Source organism: Tersicoccus sp. Bi-70 (genome assembly GCF_001968825.1).
In the GTDB taxonomy this organism is placed as follows: Bacteria; Actinomycetota; Actinomycetes; order Actinomycetales; family Micrococcaceae; genus Tersicoccus.
On record NZ_MIEU01000010.1, the window covers coordinates 533056 to 551992 of the forward strand.

Below are 18937 nucleotides of genomic sequence, written 5' to 3' on the forward strand. Positions count from 1 at the left end.
CCCGAACGAACGACAGGCCGCCGTCCCTCCCGGGCGGCGGCCTGTCGTGGTGTCAGGGGTGGTGGCAGCGCCGTCAGCGGCTGCCGTGCGCCAGCAGCGCGTCGACGGTGCGCTCGGCGGCGTGGCCGTCGCCGTAGGGCGCGGCGTCGGTCGGCGCGGGCGCCGGCCGCTCGACGGTCTGCGCGAGAACGTTCAGGTCCGCGCTGACCAGGGCGTTCCAGCCGAGCTCGACCGTCTCGACCCACTCGGTCTCCGGGCGGATCGTCGTGCAGGGCACCCGCAGCAGGAAGGCCTCCTTCTGCAGGCCGCCCGAGTCGGTCACCACGCCCGCACTGCGGCGGACGGCGTCCACGAGGTCCGGGTAGGCCAGCGGCGTCGTTGCGGTGATCGACCCGGCCGAGAGGTCGATGCAGTGCTGGTCGGCCAGCTTCCGCAGCCGGGGGTGCGCGAGCAGCAGCACCGGCCGACTCAGGCTCGCCAGGTTGTCGACGATCGCGCGGAGCCGGGCGGGGTCGTCCGTGTTGTCCGGGCGGTGGATGGTCGCCACGTGGTACTCGCCCTCGACGAGCCCCTCGGGCAGCGGCCGCGGGTCGGCGTCGAGGCGGTCCCGGACGGCGAACAGCACGTCCGTCATCACGTCCCCGACGAGCACCGTGCGCTCACCGAGCCCCTCGGAGGTGAGGTGGTCCACCGCGACCTGGGTCGGCGCGAGCAGCAGGTCCGCCGCGTGATCGGTGAGCACCCGGTTGTGCTCCTCGGGCATCCGCCGGTTGAAGGACCGCAGGCCGGCCTCGAGGTGGGCCACCGGGATGTGGATCTTGACGGCGGCGACAGCAGCGGCGAGCGTCGAGTTGGTGTCCCCGTAGACGAGCACGATGTCGGGCTGGTGCTTCTCGAACAGGGCCTCGAGGCCGCCGAGCATGGCCCCGGTCTGGGCGCCGTGCTTGCCGGAGCCGACGGCGAGGTTCTCGTCCGGCTCGGGGATGCCGAGATCCCGGAAGAAGACGTCGCTCATCAGCTCGTCGTAGTGCTGGCCGGTGTGCACGATGACGTGCTCGGCCCGGCCCTCCATGGCGCGGGCGATGGGGGCGAGCTTGACGAACTGGGGCCGAGCGCCGACGACGCTGAGGATCTTCATGGTTCCTTCCGGTTTCACGCCTGGTACTTCACGCCTGGTACGTCACGCCTGCGAGCGGTCGGACGACGCGGGCAGCAGGCGGCGCAGGATGGTCCGCTCCACCCCTTCCTCACGCTCCGAGGACAGCTCGCGCGCGGCGTCGTCGGCGTGCTGCTTGCACGCCTGGATCTGCTCGCGGGAGAGGCTCTGGACGGCGCGGACGAGACTCTCCGTGGAGAAGTCCTCGGCCACCGCACCGAGACCGTGCTGCTCGATCAGCTCCGTCGTGACGGGGGAGGGGCCGAACACCACCGCGAGCCGCGCCTGGACGAAGTCGAAGAACTTGTTGGGCAGCATGAACCGGTGGTTGACCGTACGGGGCGGCAGGCTGAAGATCCCGACGTCGTACCGGTTCAGGGTACGGGCCAGGTCCGCGGGGGCGACGGCGTCGTGGAAGGTGATGCGGTCCGAGGCGGAGGCCCGCTCCTTCAGGTCGGTCCAGTACTTCCCGCCGTCGCGCGCCTTCACGAGGTAGAGGTCGAGCGTGTACCCCTCGCCGAGAGCGATCGCGGCGTCGATGGCACCCTCGAGGTTGCGTCCCGGGACAGCCCCGCCGCTGTGCACGAGCCGGATGTCCTGCGCGGGCGCGGACGGGGTGAGCTGCTGGAAGGGGGCGGCGTTGCGCACCACGTCGCACGCGATGCCGAACCGCTCGCGGTACAGCTGGGCGATCGGCTCGTTGACGGCGGTGACGGCGTCGAGCCGCGGCAGGTACCGGCGGCACACGTCGGTCATGAACGGCTTGATCAGCAGGCGCCACGAGAGGACGTGGACGCGTTCCTCGGGGGCCCACTCGTGCAGATCGCCCCACACGGGCACGCTCCCGCGACCGGTGGACGCCTCCAGCTCGGCCGACAGGCGCAGCGCGAGCGGGACGGCGCGGGCCTCGTTGGCGACGATCAGGTCGAACCGCTTGCCCCGGGCGAGGCGGTAGGCGGCGTCGACGGCCGGGGCGGCCAGTTCGAGGGAGGCGTAGCGGCGCAGTGCGAGCCGCAGCACGCCGCTCGGGGTCTGCGGCAGGGACGGCAGCGACTCGTCGATCTGCAGGTGCTCGGCCGCCGGGTCCGGGCGGTCGCCGTAACAGAGGGTGGTCACCTCGCCGAACGCCGCGAGCACTCCCACCTGCCGCAGCACCCGCGAATCGGAGCGGATGTCGGAGAAGGAGAGGCACAGGATGCGGGGCATGGGCCGGGAGGGCCTTTCGCGTCGACGGAGGGGAGGCGGAGCACGCCAAGTGTACCCAGCGGGGGCCGGTAGGCTCGTCTCCCATGCGGATCGCCCTGACCAAGAGCACGCTGCTGGTGCCCCCGACGTACTTCGCCGTGGCGCACGCCGAGCGGATGCGCGACGCGTACGACTGGCGGATGTTCACCCTCGCCGCCGAGGTCACCGATCCGGGCATGCACGTGCCCGTCACGGAGCTCGTCCCCTTCCACGATCGCCCATTCGCCCAGCGGGAGCGGCTGATCCCGCTGTTCATGCCGGCCATGGTGCGCGCGGTCGTCGCGTGGCAGCCCGACGTCGTGCACCAGCACTTCGCCACGTGGTCGGCTCCCGCGGTGCGCGCGGCCCGCCGGCTCGACGTCCCGCTCGTCACCACCCTGCACGGCGCCGACGTGTTCGCCCGGCTCGGCACCGCGACGAGCGCGATGGCGCGGTGGCACGACCGCAACGTCGACCTCGTGGCCCGCGCCGGCACGCGGACGCTCGCGGTCAGCCGGTACCTCGCCGACAACGCGGTGCGCGCCGGCTTCGACCCGGCACGGCTGCAGATCCACTACCAGGGCGTGGACACCGACCTCTTCACCCCGGCACCGGACCGGGCCGAGAACGAGCGCCCGATCGTTCTCTTCACGGGGGCACTGAACGAGCAGAAGGGCATCCGCGACGCGGTGGCCGCGTCCATCCGGGTGGCGCGGGACCACGCGCACGACTTCGTCGTCGTCGGGCAGGGACCCCTGCGGGCCGAGCTGGAGCGGGTCGCGGCCGAGCACCCGCACATCCGGCTGACCGGCCCGACCGACCGCGCCGGGGTGCGGGCATGGATGCAGCGCGCCGACGTGCAGGTGGTACCGAGCCGGACCATCGACGGGCGCGGCGAGTCCGCCGGGCTGGTCGGGCTCGAGGCGCAGGCGTGCGGCACGCCGGTGGTAGCGACCCGGTGCGGCGGTGTTCCCGAGATGGTCGATCCGCAGGGCGGTCAGCTGGTGGACGAGGGCGCCGTGGACCAGATCGCGGACGCGATCACCCGGGTCCTGATCGACCCGGCGGGCGACCGGGACGAGCGGCGCCGCAGCGCCGTCGACTTCGTCCGCCGCGAGCGAAGCCTCGCCCACAGCTGCGAGGAACTGGGGCAGATCTACCGGGAGGTCACGGCTGCGCCGGCGTGGAGTCCGGCACGGGGGTCCCGGCCCGCGCCGACCGCAGGCGCTTGATGTCCCGGACGTTGATCAGCGCCCACACGAGGACGAAGACCACAGCCAGCACGACTCCGGTCCACAGCGGCGGCCGGATGGCGGTCGACCAGAGGACGCCGCCGACGATGAGGGCGACGCCCGCCACGAGGCGGAGCATCATCCCCGCCCACCGCTGACGGTCCTGCCGCCAGCTGACCACGAGGGGGCCGATGGAGGTGAGCGTGGACGCGGTCAGGTAGCCGACCGCCACCCCGATGACGCCGAGCCCGGGGCCGAGCACCACCCAGAGGATGATCGCGAGCACGAGCCCGCCGGCGGCGACGAAGGAGATGAAGCGGACACCCCGGACACCGGTGGCGTTGAGCCGGTTCACGGCGCCCACGGGCAGGGTCGTGAACATGACGGCCAGCAGCAGGACGGGCAGGATGTCCTCGGCGCCGGCGAAGCGCTCGCCGTAGAGCACGTGCACGACGAGGGGACTGGCCAGGGCAAGGGCCCCGAAGACCGCGAGCATCGACACTGAGAGGCCGCGCGTGACGAGGTCGGTCTGGCGGCGCAGGGACGCGGTGTCCTGGCGGCCGCCCGCTTCCGCCATCGACGGGAAGAGCACCTGGCTACCGGTGCGCGCCAGCATGGTCGCGGGGGTGGCGAGGCTCAGGGCGGCGGCGTAGAGTCCCGCATCCTGGGGAGAGCCTGCCAGCTGGGCGCTCACCATGGACAGCTGCAGCAGACCCGTGCTGGAGAGCGTGCCGAGTACGCCGTACCCGACGAAGCGGCGCATCGACGGAAGCAGGGCGGGATCGACCGGGGTGCTCGACGGCGCCGGCCAGCAGATCACGGCGTAGGCACCGTAGCCGAGCGCCAGCGGCAGCAACAGGATCGGCTCGGCGTGGAGCAGCAGCACGACGGCGAGCATGACGAGGGCGGCGACGGAGCCGGCGACGTCCCAGACGGCGGCCCGCGCGATCTGGCCGGCCCCGTACTGCACGCCGCGGGCGAAGGACCAGCCCGCGTACCCGAGCAACAGGATGCCGGCGCAGATCGCCGTGCTCAGGTCCAGGTGGAGCACGACGACGGCGCCGAGCACCGTGGCCACGGCGAGCAGCAGCGACGTCGCGATCATGCGCCGGCCCAGGTGGTTGGCCACGGCCTGGGCCTGGTCGAGGCGACCTTCGCCGCGCAACTGGGCCACGAACCGGGTGGCGGCCTGGCCGGCCGACGTCGGCCACAGCAGGCTCAGGAACAGGGCGAGCGAGAGGGCCGAGTTGACGCTCGCGAGCGTGGCCGCGCCGAGCACACGACCGATCAGCACGCTGTAGAGGAACCGGGTCAGACCCTGGGAGAGGCTGCCCATCAGCCCGAACGCCCAGCGCGACGCCATGCTGCGGGCGCTGGACTGGGACACGTCGGTACGACGGAACAGCGAGGGCATCCGCTCATCGTACTGCGGTCGTAGAATGCGCAGGTGCCATTCGAGCGTCACTCCGACACCGGCCGGTGCGCCGAGAAGTCTGCTGAGGACGCTGCCGACGATGCGGCCTCGACGCCCCTGGTCGACGTCGTCATCGCGGTCCACGACGTCAATCGGCCCGTCGCCCGGGCCATCGCCTCGTGCGCCTCGACCCTGGTGCCCGGGGCGGTGCGCGTCACGGTCGTGTGTCACGACATCAGTGCCCGTGAGGTGGAGGCGGCCACGGGTATGAGCCCGTCCCCGGCACTGCGCTTCCTCGAGTACCGGGACGGCGTGCGCTCGCCTGCGGGCCCGAAGAACCATGGCCTGGACGCCGTCGAGGCCACCTTCACGGCGGTGCTCGACTCGGACGACTACCTCGAGCCGGGGGCCATCGACCACTGGTACCGGCTGCTGACCGAGCGCTCCGCGGACGTCGTCGTCGCTCCCGTACGGCACCAGAACGGCGGCCTGCTGCCGACGCCGTGGTCCCGGTTCGGCCGTCGTCACGGCCTGGATCCGGTCAAGGACGGGCTCGCCTACGCGACCGCGCCGCGCGGGATGTGGCGCACCGCGACGGCGCGCGCCGCCGGGTTCCGGTACACCGAGGGCCTGCGGACGGGGGAGGACCTCGAACCGGGCCTGCGCCTCGCGTTCTCCGGCGCGAGCACCGAGTTCCCCGCCCGGGGCCCGAAGTACGTCCTGTGCGACGACGCGGAGGTCCGCGTCACCCACGACGTCATGCCCCTGGCCGAGGAGTTCCTCGCCCCCGAACGGCTGGACCCGGCGTGGCTGGCGTCGATCGGGGAACCGGCGCGCCGGGCGATCGCGACGAAACTCACGCGCACCAATCTGCTCGGCGCGATCCGGCGGCGGGGTCCGTCGGGGGCCTGGCCCGACGAGGACCTGGACGCGGTGCAGACCTTCGCCCGCCGGCTGCACGAGGTGCACCCCTCCGTCGAGCACGGCCTTCCCGCGGCTGATCAGGCGCTCTTCGTCGCCGCGTGCTCCGCGTCCACGGACCGGGACGCCTTCCTGGCGGCCGTGGCGGCGCGCCACGGGGCCGGTCCGGTCGGCCGTCACCTCACGGCCAACCCCCTGCGCAGTCTCGGCCGGGAGAGCGCCCTGCGGCACGGCGTGCGGCTCGTCCTCGACCGTCGCTGACCTCCCCTGTGGGATACTTGGGCCGTGAGCCGGACCTGGATCGTCATCCCCATGTACAACGAGGAATCGGTGGTCGGCAGGGTCATCGAGGGACTGCACGAGCAGTTCCCGTACGTCGTCTGCGTCGACGACGGCAGTTCTGACGACTCGGTGCGCGTGGCCCGCACGGCCGGCGCCGTCGTCGTCAAGCACCCGGTCAACCTCGGCCAGGGCGCCGCCCTGCAGACCGGCATCACCTACGCCACCCAGGACCCCGAGCTGGACTGCGTGATCACGTTCGACGCCGACGGCCAGCACCGCGTGCAGGACGCCCTGCGGATGGCCGAGCGGATCCACAGCGGCGAGGTCGACGTCGTCCTCGGCTCGCGCTTCCTCGACAAGCGCACCAAGCTCTCCACGGCCAAGCGGATCGTGCTGCGCACCGCCGCGATCCAGTCGCGGATGAGCACGGGCATGGACCTGACCGACGCCCACAACGGGCTGCGGGCGTTCGGCCCGGCAGCGGCCCGCCGGCTCGACCTGCAGCAGAACCGGATGGCGCACGCCTCCGAGCTCATCCACCAGGTGGCCGCCATGAACGTGCGCTGGGAGGAGCAGCCGGTGGAGATCGTCTACACCGACTACTCCAAGGCCAAGGGGCAGTCCCTGCTCAACTCGGTCAACATCCTGGCCGACCTCTTCTTCCGCTGACCGGCGACTTCATCTAGGTGACAACATGCAGATCTTCGTTCAGATAGCTCTCGTCCTCGCGGTGATCGGGATGTCCGTGGCGCTCATGCGCGGCGGCATCAACGCCCGCCACCTCGCCATCCGGCGCATCCTGCTGCTGGTGTTCGCGCTCGTGGCGGCGTTCTCCGTGGTGTTCCCGGAACTGCTGACCCGGCTGGCGCGCCTGCTCGGCATCGGCCGCGGCACCGACCTGGTGCTCTACGCGCTGATCGTCAGCTTCCTCGTGTACATGGCCACGAGCTTCCAGCGCTTCCGGCACATGGAGTCGACCGTCACGCAGCTCGCGCGCCGGATCGCGATCGACGAGGTCGTGACCCCGGAGGAGTTCGCCGAGCGGCGGACTACTGGTCGCAAGCGCTGAGGCGGTACAGCTTCGCCTGACCCTCGGAGTCCACGAGCGTGAGCCCGGAGTTCTGCGCGAGGTTCGCGAAGCCGGGGTAGGTGTGGACCATCTTGTTGATCTCCTGGGTGCCGAAGTCCAGCACGTGGGTCACCTTCAGCTCGCGCGCCGCACCGCACACCTCGGGGTCCGTGGTGATCTTCCCGAGCCGGGTGTACAGCACGGATTCGACGCCCGACGGGGTGGCCGAGGCGGTCATCAGCAGGCTCGTCCGGTCGCCCAGGGCGTACGCCAGCGCGCTGCCGTTGCCGGGCACCCCGGCCACCACGGCGTCGGCAGGGGTCTTGGCGGGCAGCCGCTTCAGCAGGGCCGCCTCGTCGGTGGTGAGCAGCTGGGACTGATCGGTGAGCCGGTAGGTGTCCGTCGCGTGGTTCTGCTCGTCGGTGACGGAGGCGTCCGACGTGCCGAGGAACAGGGCGAGGGTCAGGACGGCGGAGCCGGCCAGCGCGGTGACCGTGGTCCGCTGCGGTGATCCGGTGGGGATCCGCCCGGCGAGCCAGGACCAGAGGGCCCCGGCGAGCCACGCCGCCCCGCACGCGGCGACCGGCAGGGTCATGATCGCCAGCTGGGCGCCGGTGCGGTAGGAGTCGTTGTACCAGACCCGGGTGATCGCGTCGCGCACGTCGTCCTTGGCGAACCCGGCGGAGACGACGTAGAACCACATGGTGATGGCCGTCGCCGCCAGCAGGCAGTAGCCCGGCAGGCTGCGCCAGCGCACGATGGCGGCCACACCGAGCACCGTGAGCACGGCGATCAGCAGGGGGACCGGCCGGCCGAGCGGCGAGCTGGTGACGGCCTCGCCCCACGCCTGACCGACGCTGCCCAGCGGCGGCCAGAACGAGGCGGCCTTCGACGGCCGGAAGCTGTTCCACGCGGTAGCGAGGGCCAGGAGATACACCGCGGGCGCCACCAGACCCGCGAGCAACCGCAGGGGCCGCACGGCGAGGGGCAGCCGCCAGGTGAGCCGGAGCGACCAGACCAGCACGAACGGGAGGGCGACCGCGAGCAGGGTCAGCCCGACGCTCGGGTGGGCCAGCATGAGGGCCGTCAGGCCCGACGCCGCGAGCACCAGGTCCCGCACGGGTCGCCGCGTCAGGTTGGTGCTCAGCCGCAGCAGGTGGGCGATGACGGCGAGCACCGCGGGCAGTAGCACGAGGCCGAGGAAGTTCGGGTAGAGCACCCCGAAGTCGACCAGCAGGTACGGGAAGATGCCGAAGCCGGTGGACAGGACGCCGGTGGCGATGAGCAGCAGCGGCCGGAAACCGAAGAGCGTGCGGGTGAGCAGCACGGAGGTGGCCGGCCACACGAGGGCGCCGATGACGAGGTTGCCGAGGTTGGTGGCGACGATGCCGTTGACCGGCAGCGCGCTGTTGATCACGGCGATGATGTCGTGCCAGGCTGCCGGATAGAAGGAGATCGCGTTCGAGGACGCGTCGAGGGTGCCGAGCGTGAGCGAGGAACCCCGCCCGGTCTGGTCGATGAACTGGAGCGCGTTCTGGTGGAAGACGTTGTCGTACGTCTGCGAGATGCCGTCGGGGTGGCCGAAGATCTGGGCGAAGCGGACACCGATCACCACGAGCGGGACGCCGAGGGCCGCGAGCACCGTCGCGAGCGAGGTCCAGTGGTAGGCGGGCCGGGTCAGGGCCGTCGCGCCCGTGGTGGGGCGGAGGGTGCGCCGGCGGGCCAGGGTCCACAGGAGGCGGAGGACGAAGCTGACCAGCAGGACGGCGACGGTGACACCCACGTAGGTCAGGGCATTCCAGCGCACGTGGGCCAGCTGGGTGGCGACGGCGCCGGCGGAGGCGATGGCGATGGAGACGACGGGGGCCGTGCCCCACAGCGTGAGCCCGCGCGCCCCCCACAGCCAGGCGACGAGCCCGCCCGGGAGCACGATGAGGGCCGCCGCGGCAGCCAGGAGAGGGACCGTCGACATCCAACTCATGCAGTTCGTACTTCTCTCTCGGTCGGGGCAACGGTCAGTCCACCCTACTGGACGGCTGTGGCCGCGATGCCCCCCCAGAGGGCATCGCGGCCACGGTCGTTCGCGTGGAGCCAGGGTCAGCGCGCCCGGAGGTTCTCCCCTCCGGCGATCAGCAGGGAGTTCCAGCCCCCGTTGCCGATCTGCGTGCGGGTGCCCCAGCCACCGGTCCCCGTCATCGGGTAGTGCTGCAGCGTGCCGTCGGTGCGGCGGGCGTTGATGCCGGTGCTGGTCGCGGTGGTGAAGCCGCTGGTGATCGTCATCGAGCTGAAGGACCCCCAGCCGCGGCCGACGACGCGCCGGGTCTCGTTGACGAAGGTGCCCTTGCCCTTGCTGCGGTACAGCGCGAGGTCGCCGTTGCCACGACGGGCCAGCAGGTCCTGGTAGCCGTCACCGTCGAAGTCGGCCATCGTCAGGTCCAGACCGGCCCACCCGGAGCCGATGCGCCCCGAGAACTCCAGGCCGCCGGTGCTGGTCGGGCTGTACAGGTCGAGCGTGCCGTTGCCGTTACGGGCGAGCACCTGCGGCAGGGCGCTGGCGGCGATCCAGTAGCCGACCGTCAGCTGCGATCCGGCGAGACCGGAGGGCAGCAGGGTGCGGGAGGCGTTGAAGCCGCCGGTCGCCCGGCCGGTGTAGAGGGTGAGGGCGCCGGTCTTCCACTGGCCGAGCAGGTCGAAGTACCCGTCGTTGTTCCAGTCGATCACCGTGACGGACCGCGTGCCGCCCCAGCCCGAGCCGACCCGGTAGCGGGCCCCGAGGGCGCCCTTGCCGTTGACGGCGGGGTAGTTCCACAGCACGCCGGCGGAGTCGACCGCGACGACGTCCGCAGCGGACTTGATGGACGGACCGCTCACCACGGGCGCGGGTGCCGGGGCCGGTGCAGCGGGCACCGGGGCCGTCACGACGGGCGTGGCCGGTGCGGCGACGGCGCCGCGGGCGAACGTCTGCAGCTGGGCGTAGGTGCCGTTCCACTGGTTGGAATCACCCGCGAACGGGCCGTCCGAGGAGAACTGCCAGATGCTGAAGGTGGACCAGCTGGCCGGCATGTTGCCGACCCAGGTGGAGTAGGCGGCGATGTGCAGCGGGTTGTCGCTGAAGGCGGTGCTGTTGCCGGTGCACTTGATCCACCAGTCGGTGGTCGTGTAGATGGCCGGCACGCGCCCGGTCCGGGCCTTCACGGTGTTCGAGAAGTCCTTGATCCAGGACACCATCTGCGCCGGGGTGAGGTTGTAGCAGGCGTTGCCGAGGGAGGCGTAGCCGTTGTACTCGATGTCCAGCAGCGGCGGCAGGGTCTTGCCGTCGCCGGACCAGCCACCGCCGCTGGCCACGAAGGTGGCGGCCTGCGCTGCGCCGGAGGAGACGCCGGGGAGCGCGAAGTGATACGCGCCGCGGATCATGCCGATCGAGGAGGCCCCGTTGTACTGCTGGGCGAAGTAGTCGTTGATCTGGTAGTTGCCCTCGGATGCCTTCACGTAGGCGAACCGGGAGCCCAGGCTCCAGGCGGAGCTCCAGTTGACGTTGCCCTGCCAGCCGCTGACGTCCATGCCGAGCACGCCGCCGTCCGGTACCCAGTGGTTGGCCACGGTGCCGGCGGTGGTCGTGGTGGACGGTGCGGTCTGGTTCAGGCTGCGGGGCTGTGTGCCGGTGGTGGTCTGCCGGGCCTTGACGCTCTTGCCCAGGTAGCCGCCGTTGGCGCCCTGCTCCTTCTTCAGTGCGGCCAGGTCGATGCCGGTGCGCACCGTGGCGGCGCGCTGCGCCTCGGTCAGGGGGGTGCTCGCCTGGGGGAGGCTCGTGCCCGGTGCGGTGCTGCGTGCCGGTGCGGCCGGGGTGGCCGTCGCGACGGGAGCGGTGGGTACGGACTGCGCCGGGGCACTCCAGGGCTGACCGGCGGACGGGGTGCCGTCCGGTGCGGTCGGGGAGAGCGGGGACGCCAGGGCGACACCGGCACCGGGGCCGGCGACGAGCGCGAGCGCGAGCCCGGCGGTGAGTAGACGGGTGAGAGCCCGGGCGGGGCGCGGCGTGGTCGAGTCGAGGTGTCCGCCTGCTGAGACCAGGGGACCGGGGCAGTGAGGTGTCATGGTTGTTCTCCGCGATGTCGCCCGCGGGGCCGGGCGCGATTGGCACACCGGAGGTCCGGTGAGGGCTGATCCGCCGTGAACACCCCCCGATGTTCACGGCGTGTCGCCTCGGCGCGGGCGGCAGGCAGCCGCCCGGTCGAGATCACGACGGGGTTTCGGGTGGGGCCGGTGCGGCTGCCGTGATGACGGATCGATCACGGCGGTCGCTCCGGTCCCGCCTGCGACTATCGGCCCCCGGTATGCCCGTGTAAGCGCCGGATGCTGTGAAAGGCGGGCCTCGGCGTGTCAGTGCCGGGCGTGTCGCACGAGCATCGCCAGCGAGGTGAGCGCGATCAGGCACATCACGAGAAGCTCACCGCCGCTCTCGATCAGGGCGAGCCAGTTCAGGGCCCCGTGCCCCGTGACGACCTTCGCGAGCAGCTCGGCGCCCATGTCCACGCCCACGGCGAAGACGGCGAGGGCGAGGAGCAGGCCCACCAGCCGGCGGTTGTCCTGACGTCCCAGAGCGTCGGCCCGGCGGACGGCCAGCACGACGAGGGTCGCGAGGATGAGGCCGCCGACCGCCCAGACGCCGAGCTCGCCCGCGTCCTGGGGGCGGAGCCCGGCGACGGACGGCAGGCTGACGTGCTGCAGGATCAGCTTGGCGCCGCGCTCGTGCAGGGCGTAGGAGTCGTCGGCCGTCATCACCGCGAGCACCAGGGCCCAGGCGCCGTAGATCGCCTGGCGGCGTCGCAGTGCGAGGAGCAGCATCGCCAGCGCGGCGGTGGCCATGGCCGCGTAGCCGCCGAACTCGGGCCAGGACCGGTCGTTGTCCCCGTTGAAGCGCGAGCTGTTGAACAGGGCGAGCGCGCCGTCGTGCGGCCCGGTGTAGTAGAGGACGTTGCCGGCCATCAGGGCCAGCCACCCGAGCGCCGCGACGATGCCGGCGGCCACCACGAGCGGGTGGCGCCAGCGCGGGGCACCGCCGACGACGGGCGTGTGGCGGCGAGCGCGCCGCCGTGGCGCACGACGGACGTCCTTGCTGGAGTCGCGACTGACCGTACGGCTCATGGTGTCCCCCAACCCGTTCGACGTCCTCCCTGCCCCCAGGGAGAACCACCGGTGCGTCGCCCCCCGGCCACGCGGTGTTCGCCCAGTGTTCACCATGGCAACCGCTCTGACCAGTCCCTTGGGGTCGGATGTTCTTCCACTGCCCGGCGGCGGCGGGTTGTCCACAGGGCGCCGTCCCCTCTGGCGGGTGGCACCGACGTGGGCTTACGCTGCTGCCACGGTCCGGTGACGACGGGCCGTCGCGGAAGCCTGTGGGGGACTCCGCGCGAATACGGGGGGTCCTTCAGTGGACGCTGTTCAGATCGTCGAGGGGGAGGTCCGCGAGCTCATCCGGCTGCGCGGACTGGACCCGGCCCGGCAGGGTCCCGAGGTGCGCCTGCTCGTCGACGCCGCGGTCAACGACTACTCGGAGCGCGCCCTCGTCACCTCGCTGCCGCCGCTCGGCGCGCTGTCCGCAGCGACCCGGCAGGTGTTCGACGCCGTCGCGGGCTTCGGCCCGCTGCAACCGCTGCTGGACGATCCGGACATCGAGGAGATCTGGATCAACTCGCCCCGCGAGGTGTACGTGGCCCGCGGCGGGGAGTCGGAGCTGACGTCCCTGTCGCTGACCGACCAGCAGGTGCGGGACCTGGTGGAGCGGATGCTGGCGTCCTCGGGGAGGCGCCTGGACCTGTCCAGCCCCTTCGTCGACGCGGCCCTGCCGAACGGCTCCCGCCTGCACGTGGTGATCCCGGACGTGACGAAGCGGCACTGGTCGGTGAACATCCGGAAGTTCGTGGTGCGGGCCCGGCGGCTCGAGCAGCTCGTGGAGCTGGGATCGCTCTCGCCGGCGGCGGCGCGATTCCTGGCCGCGGCGGTGGCGGCCGGACTGAACATCCTCGTGTCGGGGGCCACGCAGGCCGGCAAGACCACGCTGCTGAACTGTCTGGGCGCGTCGATCGGATCCCGTGAACGGGTGATCACGGTCGAGGAGATCTTCGAACTGCACCTGCCGCTCCGGGACGTGGTCGGCATGCAGTGCCGGCAGCAGAACCTCGAGGGGACCGGGGAGATCCCGCTGCGACGGCTGGTCAAGGAGGCGCTGCGGATGCGCCCGGACCGGCTGATCGTCGGCGAGGTGCGCGAGGCCGAGGCGCTCGACATGCTCATCGCCCTCAACAGTGGCCTCCCCGGCATGGCCAGCGTCCACGCCAACTCCGCGCACGATGCGCTCGCGAAGATCTGCACCCTGCCCCTGCTCGCCGGGGAGAACATCAGTGCCGCCTTCGTGGTCCCGACCGTCGCCTCGTGTCTCGATCTCGTCGTCCACGCGGAGCGGCTCGCCTCGGGTCACCGACAGGTGGCGCAAGTGCTGGCGGTCGGCCGGCGCGTGGAGAACGGGGTGATCGAGAGCGCGGTCCTGTTCGACCGGCGCGACGGCGACCTGGCACCCACCGGCAGTGGGATGCCGGTCGAGGACAAGTTCGTCCGTGCCGGCCATCGCGTCGCCGATCTGCTGGGGGTGTGACCATGTCCGCCGTCCTCGGTGTGCTCCTCGGCGTCGGTCTGCTGCTCATCTGGTGGTCCTGCTGGTCGCGTCCCGCGGCGCGCACCGCGAACCGCCGCTCCGGGCGGCTGCGCGCGCTCCTCCTGGCGGCCGGCGTCGAGAACGTCAGTCCGGCGTCGCTGGTGGCCACGTGTATCGGCGCCGGCGTGCTCGTCTTCGTCGCCGTCTTCGTGATCAGTTCCGGGGCGACGCCGATCGCGGCGTGCTTCGGTCTGTTCGGCGGCTGGCTCCCGCTCGCCGTCGTCCGCTGGCGGGCGCACCGGCGCGCGGCCTCCCTGCGCGAACTGTGGCCGGACGTCGTCGACCACCTCAGGTCCGCGATCCGAGCGGGGCTCTCGCTCGCCGAGGCGCTCACCCAGCTCGGCGAGCGCGGACCGGAGGAACTGCGCCGGTTCTTCCGGGACTTCGGTGCCGACCACCGGTCCGGCGGCCAGTTCGAGGTGGCACTGGACCGGCTCAAGGAACGGCTCGCCGACCCGGTTGCCGACCGGATCATCGAGGCGCTGCGCATGACGCGTGACGTCGGCGGCTCCGACCTGGGCCGACTGCTCGGCACCCTCTCGGACTTCCTGCGGGAGAACTCACGGACCCGCAGCGAGCTGGAGGCTCGGCAGTCGTGGACGGTGAACGCCGCCCGTCTGGCCGTGGCGGCACCCTGGATCGTGCTGCTGCTGATGGCCACCCGGCCCGAGGCCGTGGCCGCGTACAACTCGGCGGCGGGCGCAGCCGTGCTGATCGGCGGCCTGGCCGTCTCGGTCGTCTGCTACCGCTTGATGCTGCGGATCGGTTCCCTTCCGCCGGACGAGCGGGTGCTGCGATGACCGCCGAGCAGCTGGGCTGGGCCGTGCTGCTCGGCGCGGGTGTCGGTCTCGGTCTGTGGCTCGCGGTCGTCCGGCTCCCCGTCCTGCGTGCCCCCACGTTCGCCGACAGGATCGCACCCCAGCTGAGGGGAGCAGCGACACGATCGCGGCTGCTCGACGGGGCCGGCCCGGCGACGCCCTTCGGCTCGGTCGAGCGCATCTTCCGGCCCGTGGTGGTGGACGTCGCCCGCTGGTTCTCGCGCTTCACGATCGGCAGCGCAGCGACCGCCCGCCGGCTGCAGCAGGCCGGCCGCGACGAGTCGGTCCTCGACTACCGCGTGCAGCAGACCGTGTGGTGCGGCCTCGGGCTGCTCGCCGGGACCGCGACGGGGGCGGCGGGTGTCCTGACCGGACGCGTGTCCACCGTCGCCGGCCTGCTGCTCGTGCTGGCCGGGGCCATCGGCGGTTTCGTCCTGCGCGACGCGCTGCTGGGTGCCCAGATCCGACGACGTGAGGCACGCATGCTCGCGGAGTTCCCGAGCCTGGCCGAGCTGATGGCCCTGGCGGTCAGTGCCGGGGAGAGCGCCGGCGGCGCCCTCGAACGCGTCGTCCGCACGTCGCACGGGGAGCTGGCCGGGGAGTTCGCGCGCGTGCTGGCGCAGAACCGCGCCGGTACTCCGTTGCGGGCCGCGCTGGGCGACCTGTCGCATCGCACCCAGCTCGCTCCGCTGTCTCGATTCGTGGACGGGTTGAACATCGCCATCGAACGCGGCACCCCTCTGGCCGATGTCCTGCACGCGCAGGCCGCCGACGTCAGGGACATGACCAAGCGCCAGCTGATGGAGGCTGCGGGGCGCAAGGAGATCGGCATGATGGTGCCGCTCGTCTTCGGCGTCCTGCCGCTCACCGTCGTCTTCGCGGTCTTCCCCGGCATCGCGCTGCTGAATCTCGGCTGGTGACACACGTGACCCTCTCGATTCCTCTCATCCCGCCGGTTCGCCGGCACGACACCGCACAGGAGAGCACCATGACCCACCACGTCCCCGCCACCGCATCCGTTCCGCCGCGGACACGCCCGTCGCATCCCGGCGTGCCCGGGTCTGCGGCCGCCGTTCTCATCGCCCTGCTGGTCGTCATTCCCCGGTTCGTCCTCGCGCGGGTCCGGTCGGTCGACGACCGCGAGCGTGGCGACGTCCCCGGCTGGGTGATGATCACGCTCATGTCGGCCGTGCTCGTCGCGGCGCTACTGGCGATCGCCGCTCCCGCGCTGCAGGGACTCTTCGAGCAGGCCATCCAGCAGGTGCAGCCCCGCCGATGAGACTGCCGGCGCTCGCGGGCGAGGACACCGGAGGGTCCGGCCTGAGGGACGGCGAGCGGGGCTCCGCGGTCGTCGACTTCGTGCTCGTCGGTGCGGTCCTCACCCTGCTCGCCATGTCGATCGTCCAGCTGGCCGTCATCGTCCACGTCCGGAACACACTGCTCGACGCCGCGAGTTCGGGAGCACGCTACGGCTCGCTCGCCGACCGCACCGCGACCGAGGGGCAGGAGCGCGCGCGCGACCTGGTGCTCTCCTCGCTCGGCCCGGACTACGCCGGCTCGGTGCAGGCCGACGAGAGCCGTGACGGAGGGCGCCGTACGCTGCGAGTCGTCATCACCGCGCCGATGCCGGTGCTCGGCCTGATCGGCCCGTCGGGACTGCTCGAGGTGCAGGGCCATGCCAGTGCCGGGCCCTGACGCCGCCGCGGTCGGATCGCCCCGCCTGCGAGCAACGATCGGGGCGCTCCGACGGCGCATCACCGGCGCCCCGGGCGACGGGGACGCCGGCAGCGCGGTGATCGAGTTCGTCGTGCTCGGCACGCTGCTCCTGGTCCCGGTCGTCTATCTCATCCTCAGCCTCGGCGCCGTGCAGGCCGGGTCGTTCGCCGTCGTCGGCGCCGCCGACCAGGCGGCCAAGATGATCGCCCTGAGCGAGGAGCAGCTCGACGCCGGAGCAGCGGACGCCGCGGCAGCGACCACGATGGCGGACTTCGGCTTCGACCGCGGGGCCTGGACGGTCGACGTGGCCTGTTCCGAACCGCGGTGCAGCGAACCGGGATCACGCGTCACCGTGACCGTCCGCCTGACCGTGCCGCTGCCGATGGCGCCGTCGATCGGCGGGTCGGTGCTCAGTGCGGCCACGGTCCAGTCCAGCGCCACCGAGATCCTCGGCCGGTTCCGGTGAGGCGGTTCATCCGGCGGAGGCTCCGGGCAGGGGACCGCGAGGCCGGTCAGACGACGGTGCTGATCATCGGCTTCGTCCTGTTGACGCTGCTCGTCACGAGTGTCGCCGCCGACATCACCGCCGTCTACATCGAGCACAAGAAGCTGCTCGCGGTGGCCGACTCCGCGGCTCTGGCCGCAGCGGACACCTTCGACCTCGCCGGTGACGGAGCGACAACCGCGCCGGTTCCCGTGCTGCACTCGGACCGCGTGGGCGGCGCCGTGCGGGCCTACCTCGGCGGCCTGGGGCCGGATGCGGGCGTCGACGGGCTGGCGATCGGCGCCGGGACAGGCACCACGGACGGCCGCACCGCCCAGGTCGAGCTGCACGGCGTCGCGCGTCCCCCGCTGATCAGCATCCTCGTCCCGGACGGCATCCCGATCACCGCGGTCGCCCAGGCCCGCGCCGAACTGCGCCAGTGACGGATCGGGAACCCTGTTGGGAGGCGGCCGTGGGACGAAGACCGATAGCAGGGAACACCGGTGCGTCTCCGCGCCTGCCGTTCCGAAGGCGACCGAGCGGCCGAGCGGAAGTTGAACCGCGACTTCGTGACGTCGGCTGGTCTCAAGGAAGCTCCAGGAGGAGCAGAACGGAGGACCGGTCAGTCGGTAGCCGGGACCTGTGCGCCGGCCGGGACACGCTCGCCGTCCGCCACCCGGTGTCCCGAGCCGAGCACGGTGATGCCGGCGTCGCCGTCCCCGTCGGAGTCCAGGGACCGGTCCGGGTCGTCCGCACCCACCTGAGCCCCGGCGCCGATCCGCACCCGCAGATCCACCAGCGCCGTCGCCACGGTCGCGTCCCGGGCCACCACCACGTCGTCCATCACCACCGAGCCGCGGACGGTCGCCCCGGCCTCGACCACCACACGCGGCCCGATCACCGAGTCGATCACGGTGCCGTGGATCTCCGCCCCCGGGCTGACCAGGCTGTTCCGCACGGTGGCGTCCCCGGCGATGAACGCCGGCCGGGTCTGCGGCTGCGCCGTGTACATCGGCCAGGCGGCGTCGGCCACGTCGAACCCGGTGCCGCGCAGCAGCTCCTGGTGTGCCTCCCAGTAGCTCTCGATCGTGCCGACGTCCCGCCAGTACCCCTCCAGCCGGTGCTCGACCACGCTGCCGTGCTCCACCAGGTGGGGCACCAGCGCGTCGCCGTAGTCCTCGAGCTTCCCGTCCCGCTCCAGCAGCATGCCGAGCGTGTCCAGCAGCACGTCCGTGTCGTAGAGGAACACCTCGGTGCCCACGAGCGAACCCGTCGGCTTCTCCGGTTTGTAGGCGAAGTCGGTCACCCGACCGTCCTCGGCCTGCACCACGGAGAACCGGGACACGTCGCCGTCGACCTCGGTGGTCACCATGGTCAGGTCCGCGCCGGCCGCCAGGTGCGTGTCGATCACGTCGCGGTAGTCCAACCGGTAGAGGTGGTCAGCGCTGAGGGTGAGCACGAGATCCGGGTCGAACTCGCGGATCAGCTCCGCCTGCCGGTACAGCGCGTCCGCGTTGCCCTGTGCGAAGCCCTCGCCGTCGTCCCCCTGGAAGGGCGGCAGCAGCCGCAGCCCGCCGTGTGTGCGGTCCAGGTCCCACGGCCGGCCGTTGGCCACGTGCTCGTTGAGGTAGTGCGGCTGGAACTGCTCGATCACCCACACATCGGTGAGATTGCTGTGCACCAGGTTCGAGAGCGGGACGTCCACCAGGTGGTAGGAGCCGGCGAACGGCAGCGCGGGCTTGGCCTTGTCCTGGGTCAGCGGGCCCAGCCGGCTGCCGGCGCCGCCGGCCAGCAGCACAGCCAGGACGGAGGGGCGGGAGCGGCCGGCACTCATGGAACTCCAGACGGCAGGGGGTGAGGTCGGTCGAGCGTAGCAGCGGCAACCGGGGGCAACCCGAGGGAGGCAGCA

18 protein-coding genes are annotated in these 18937 nt (G+C 72.1%); 11 read left to right on the top strand and 7 right to left on the bottom strand.

The genetic code is table 11. The features are described from left to right. Nucleotides 1–73 precede the first annotated feature (73 nt). Nucleotides 74–1138, bottom strand: coding sequence for a non-hydrolyzing UDP-N-acetylglucosamine 2-epimerase (gene wecB, locus BGP79_RS06375; protein ID WP_076693759.1), 1065 nt, complete (start codon nucleotides 1136–1138; stop codon nucleotides 74–76). Nucleotides 1139–1180: 42 nt separating this feature from the next. Continuing rightward, nucleotides 1181–2362: a glycosyltransferase gene (locus BGP79_RS06380; RefSeq protein WP_076693760.1), complete on the bottom strand. Its 1182-nt coding sequence runs from the start codon at nucleotides 2360–2362 to the stop codon at nucleotides 1181–1183. 83 nt (nucleotides 2363–2445) lie between these two features. On the opposite strand from BGP79_RS06380, the gene BGP79_RS06385 reads away from it, so the two are divergent. Beyond that, on the top strand, nucleotides 2446–3612 hold the full coding sequence (locus tag BGP79_RS06385; RefSeq protein ID WP_076693761.1) for a glycosyltransferase: 1167 nt from the start codon (nucleotides 2446–2448) through the stop codon (nucleotides 3610–3612). On the opposite strand, the gene BGP79_RS06390 is transcribed toward BGP79_RS06385, so the two are convergent. After that, entirely contained in the window at nucleotides 3548–5026 is a 1479-nt protein-coding gene (locus tag BGP79_RS06390) for a lipopolysaccharide biosynthesis protein (RefSeq protein ID WP_076693762.1), read from the bottom strand. The genes BGP79_RS06385 and BGP79_RS06390 overlap by 65 nt on opposite strands. 33 nt (nucleotides 5027–5059) lie before the next feature. Between BGP79_RS06390 and BGP79_RS06395 the strand changes: the two genes are divergently transcribed. From BGP79_RS06395 to BGP79_RS06405, 3 genes are read left to right on the top strand one after another with little or no spacing between them, the layout of a single operon-like run. Beyond that, on the top strand, nucleotides 5060–6208 hold the full coding sequence (locus tag BGP79_RS06395) for a glycosyltransferase (RefSeq protein WP_076693763.1): 1149 nt from the start codon (nucleotides 5060–5062) through the stop codon (nucleotides 6206–6208). A 24-nt stretch (nucleotides 6209–6232) separates the two neighbouring features. Beyond that, on the top strand, nucleotides 6233–6898 hold the full coding sequence (locus tag BGP79_RS06400) for a glycosyltransferase family 2 protein (RefSeq protein WP_233121192.1): 666 nt from the start codon (nucleotides 6233–6235) through the stop codon (nucleotides 6896–6898). Nucleotides 6899–6923: 25 nt separating this feature from the next. Then, nucleotides 6924–7298 (top strand): DUF2304 domain-containing protein, encoded by a 375-nt coding sequence (locus BGP79_RS06405; RefSeq protein WP_076693764.1) that lies wholly within the window; start codon nucleotides 6924–6926, stop codon nucleotides 7296–7298. Here BGP79_RS06405 and BGP79_RS06410 read toward each other — a convergent pair. From BGP79_RS06410 to BGP79_RS06420, 3 genes are all read right to left on the bottom strand, one after another. Further along, a complete protein-coding gene (locus BGP79_RS06410; protein WP_076693765.1) occupies nucleotides 7279–9270 on the bottom strand; it encodes a DUF6541 family protein in 1992 nt (663 codons plus the stop codon). The two genes, BGP79_RS06405 and BGP79_RS06410, sit on opposite strands and share 20 nt — an antisense overlap. A gap of 125 nt (nucleotides 9271–9395) precedes the next feature. Continuing rightward, nucleotides 9396–11393 carry a GH25 family lysozyme gene (locus BGP79_RS06415; RefSeq protein ID WP_076693766.1) on the bottom strand — a complete coding sequence of 666 codons (1998 nt, stop codon included), beginning with the start codon at nucleotides 11391–11393 and terminating at the stop codon, nucleotides 9396–9398. 285 nt (nucleotides 11394–11678) lie between these two features. Next, the gene (locus tag BGP79_RS06420; RefSeq protein WP_076693767.1) at nucleotides 11679–12443 is read right to left on the bottom strand and encodes a hypothetical protein; all 765 of its coding nucleotides are present in this window, start codon (nucleotides 12441–12443) and stop codon (nucleotides 11679–11681) included. Nucleotides 12444–12729: 286 nt separating this feature from the next. On the opposite strand from BGP79_RS06420, the gene BGP79_RS06425 reads away from it, so the two are divergent. From BGP79_RS06425 to BGP79_RS06455, 7 genes are all read left to right on the top strand, one after another. Then, nucleotides 12730–13950, top strand: coding sequence for a CpaF family protein (locus BGP79_RS06425; protein WP_076693768.1), 1221 nt, complete (start codon nucleotides 12730–12732; stop codon nucleotides 13948–13950). A 2-nt stretch (nucleotides 13951–13952) separates the two neighbouring features. After that, nucleotides 13953–14810 carry a type II secretion system F family protein gene (locus BGP79_RS06430; protein ID WP_076693769.1) on the top strand — a complete coding sequence of 286 codons (858 nt, stop codon included), beginning with the start codon at nucleotides 13953–13955 and terminating at the stop codon, nucleotides 14808–14810. Further along, a complete protein-coding gene (locus tag BGP79_RS06435; protein ID WP_076693770.1) occupies nucleotides 14807–15748 on the top strand; it encodes a type II secretion system F family protein in 942 nt (313 codons plus the stop codon). Before BGP79_RS06430 ends, BGP79_RS06435 begins: the two co-directional genes overlap by 4 nt. Nucleotides 15749–15912: 164 nt before the next feature. Further along, entirely contained in the window at nucleotides 15913–16107 is a 195-nt protein-coding gene (locus BGP79_RS06440; RefSeq protein WP_076693935.1) for a hypothetical protein, read from the top strand. After that, complete coding sequence (locus BGP79_RS06445) at nucleotides 16104–16523, top strand: TadE/TadG family type IV pilus assembly protein (protein WP_076693771.1); 420 nt, start codon at nucleotides 16104–16106, stop codon at nucleotides 16521–16523. Before BGP79_RS06440 ends, BGP79_RS06445 begins: the two co-directional genes overlap by 4 nt. After that, nucleotides 16504–17010, top strand: a complete 507-nt coding sequence (locus BGP79_RS06450) for a hypothetical protein (RefSeq protein ID WP_083701627.1) — start codon at nucleotides 16504–16506, stop codon at nucleotides 17008–17010. Before BGP79_RS06445 ends, BGP79_RS06450 begins: the two co-directional genes overlap by 20 nt. Beyond that, complete coding sequence (locus tag BGP79_RS06455; RefSeq protein ID WP_233121194.1) at nucleotides 17007–17471, top strand: pilus assembly protein TadG-related protein; 465 nt, start codon at nucleotides 17007–17009, stop codon at nucleotides 17469–17471. The genes BGP79_RS06450 and BGP79_RS06455 overlap by 4 nt, the downstream gene beginning before the upstream one ends. Before the next feature lie 179 nt (nucleotides 17472–17650). On the opposite strand, the gene BGP79_RS06460 is transcribed toward BGP79_RS06455, so the two are convergent. Then, nucleotides 17651–18862: a glucose-1-phosphate adenylyltransferase family protein gene (locus tag BGP79_RS06460; protein ID WP_076693772.1), complete on the bottom strand. Its 1212-nt coding sequence runs from the start codon at nucleotides 18860–18862 to the stop codon at nucleotides 17651–17653. Nucleotides 18863–18937 lie beyond the last annotated feature (75 nt).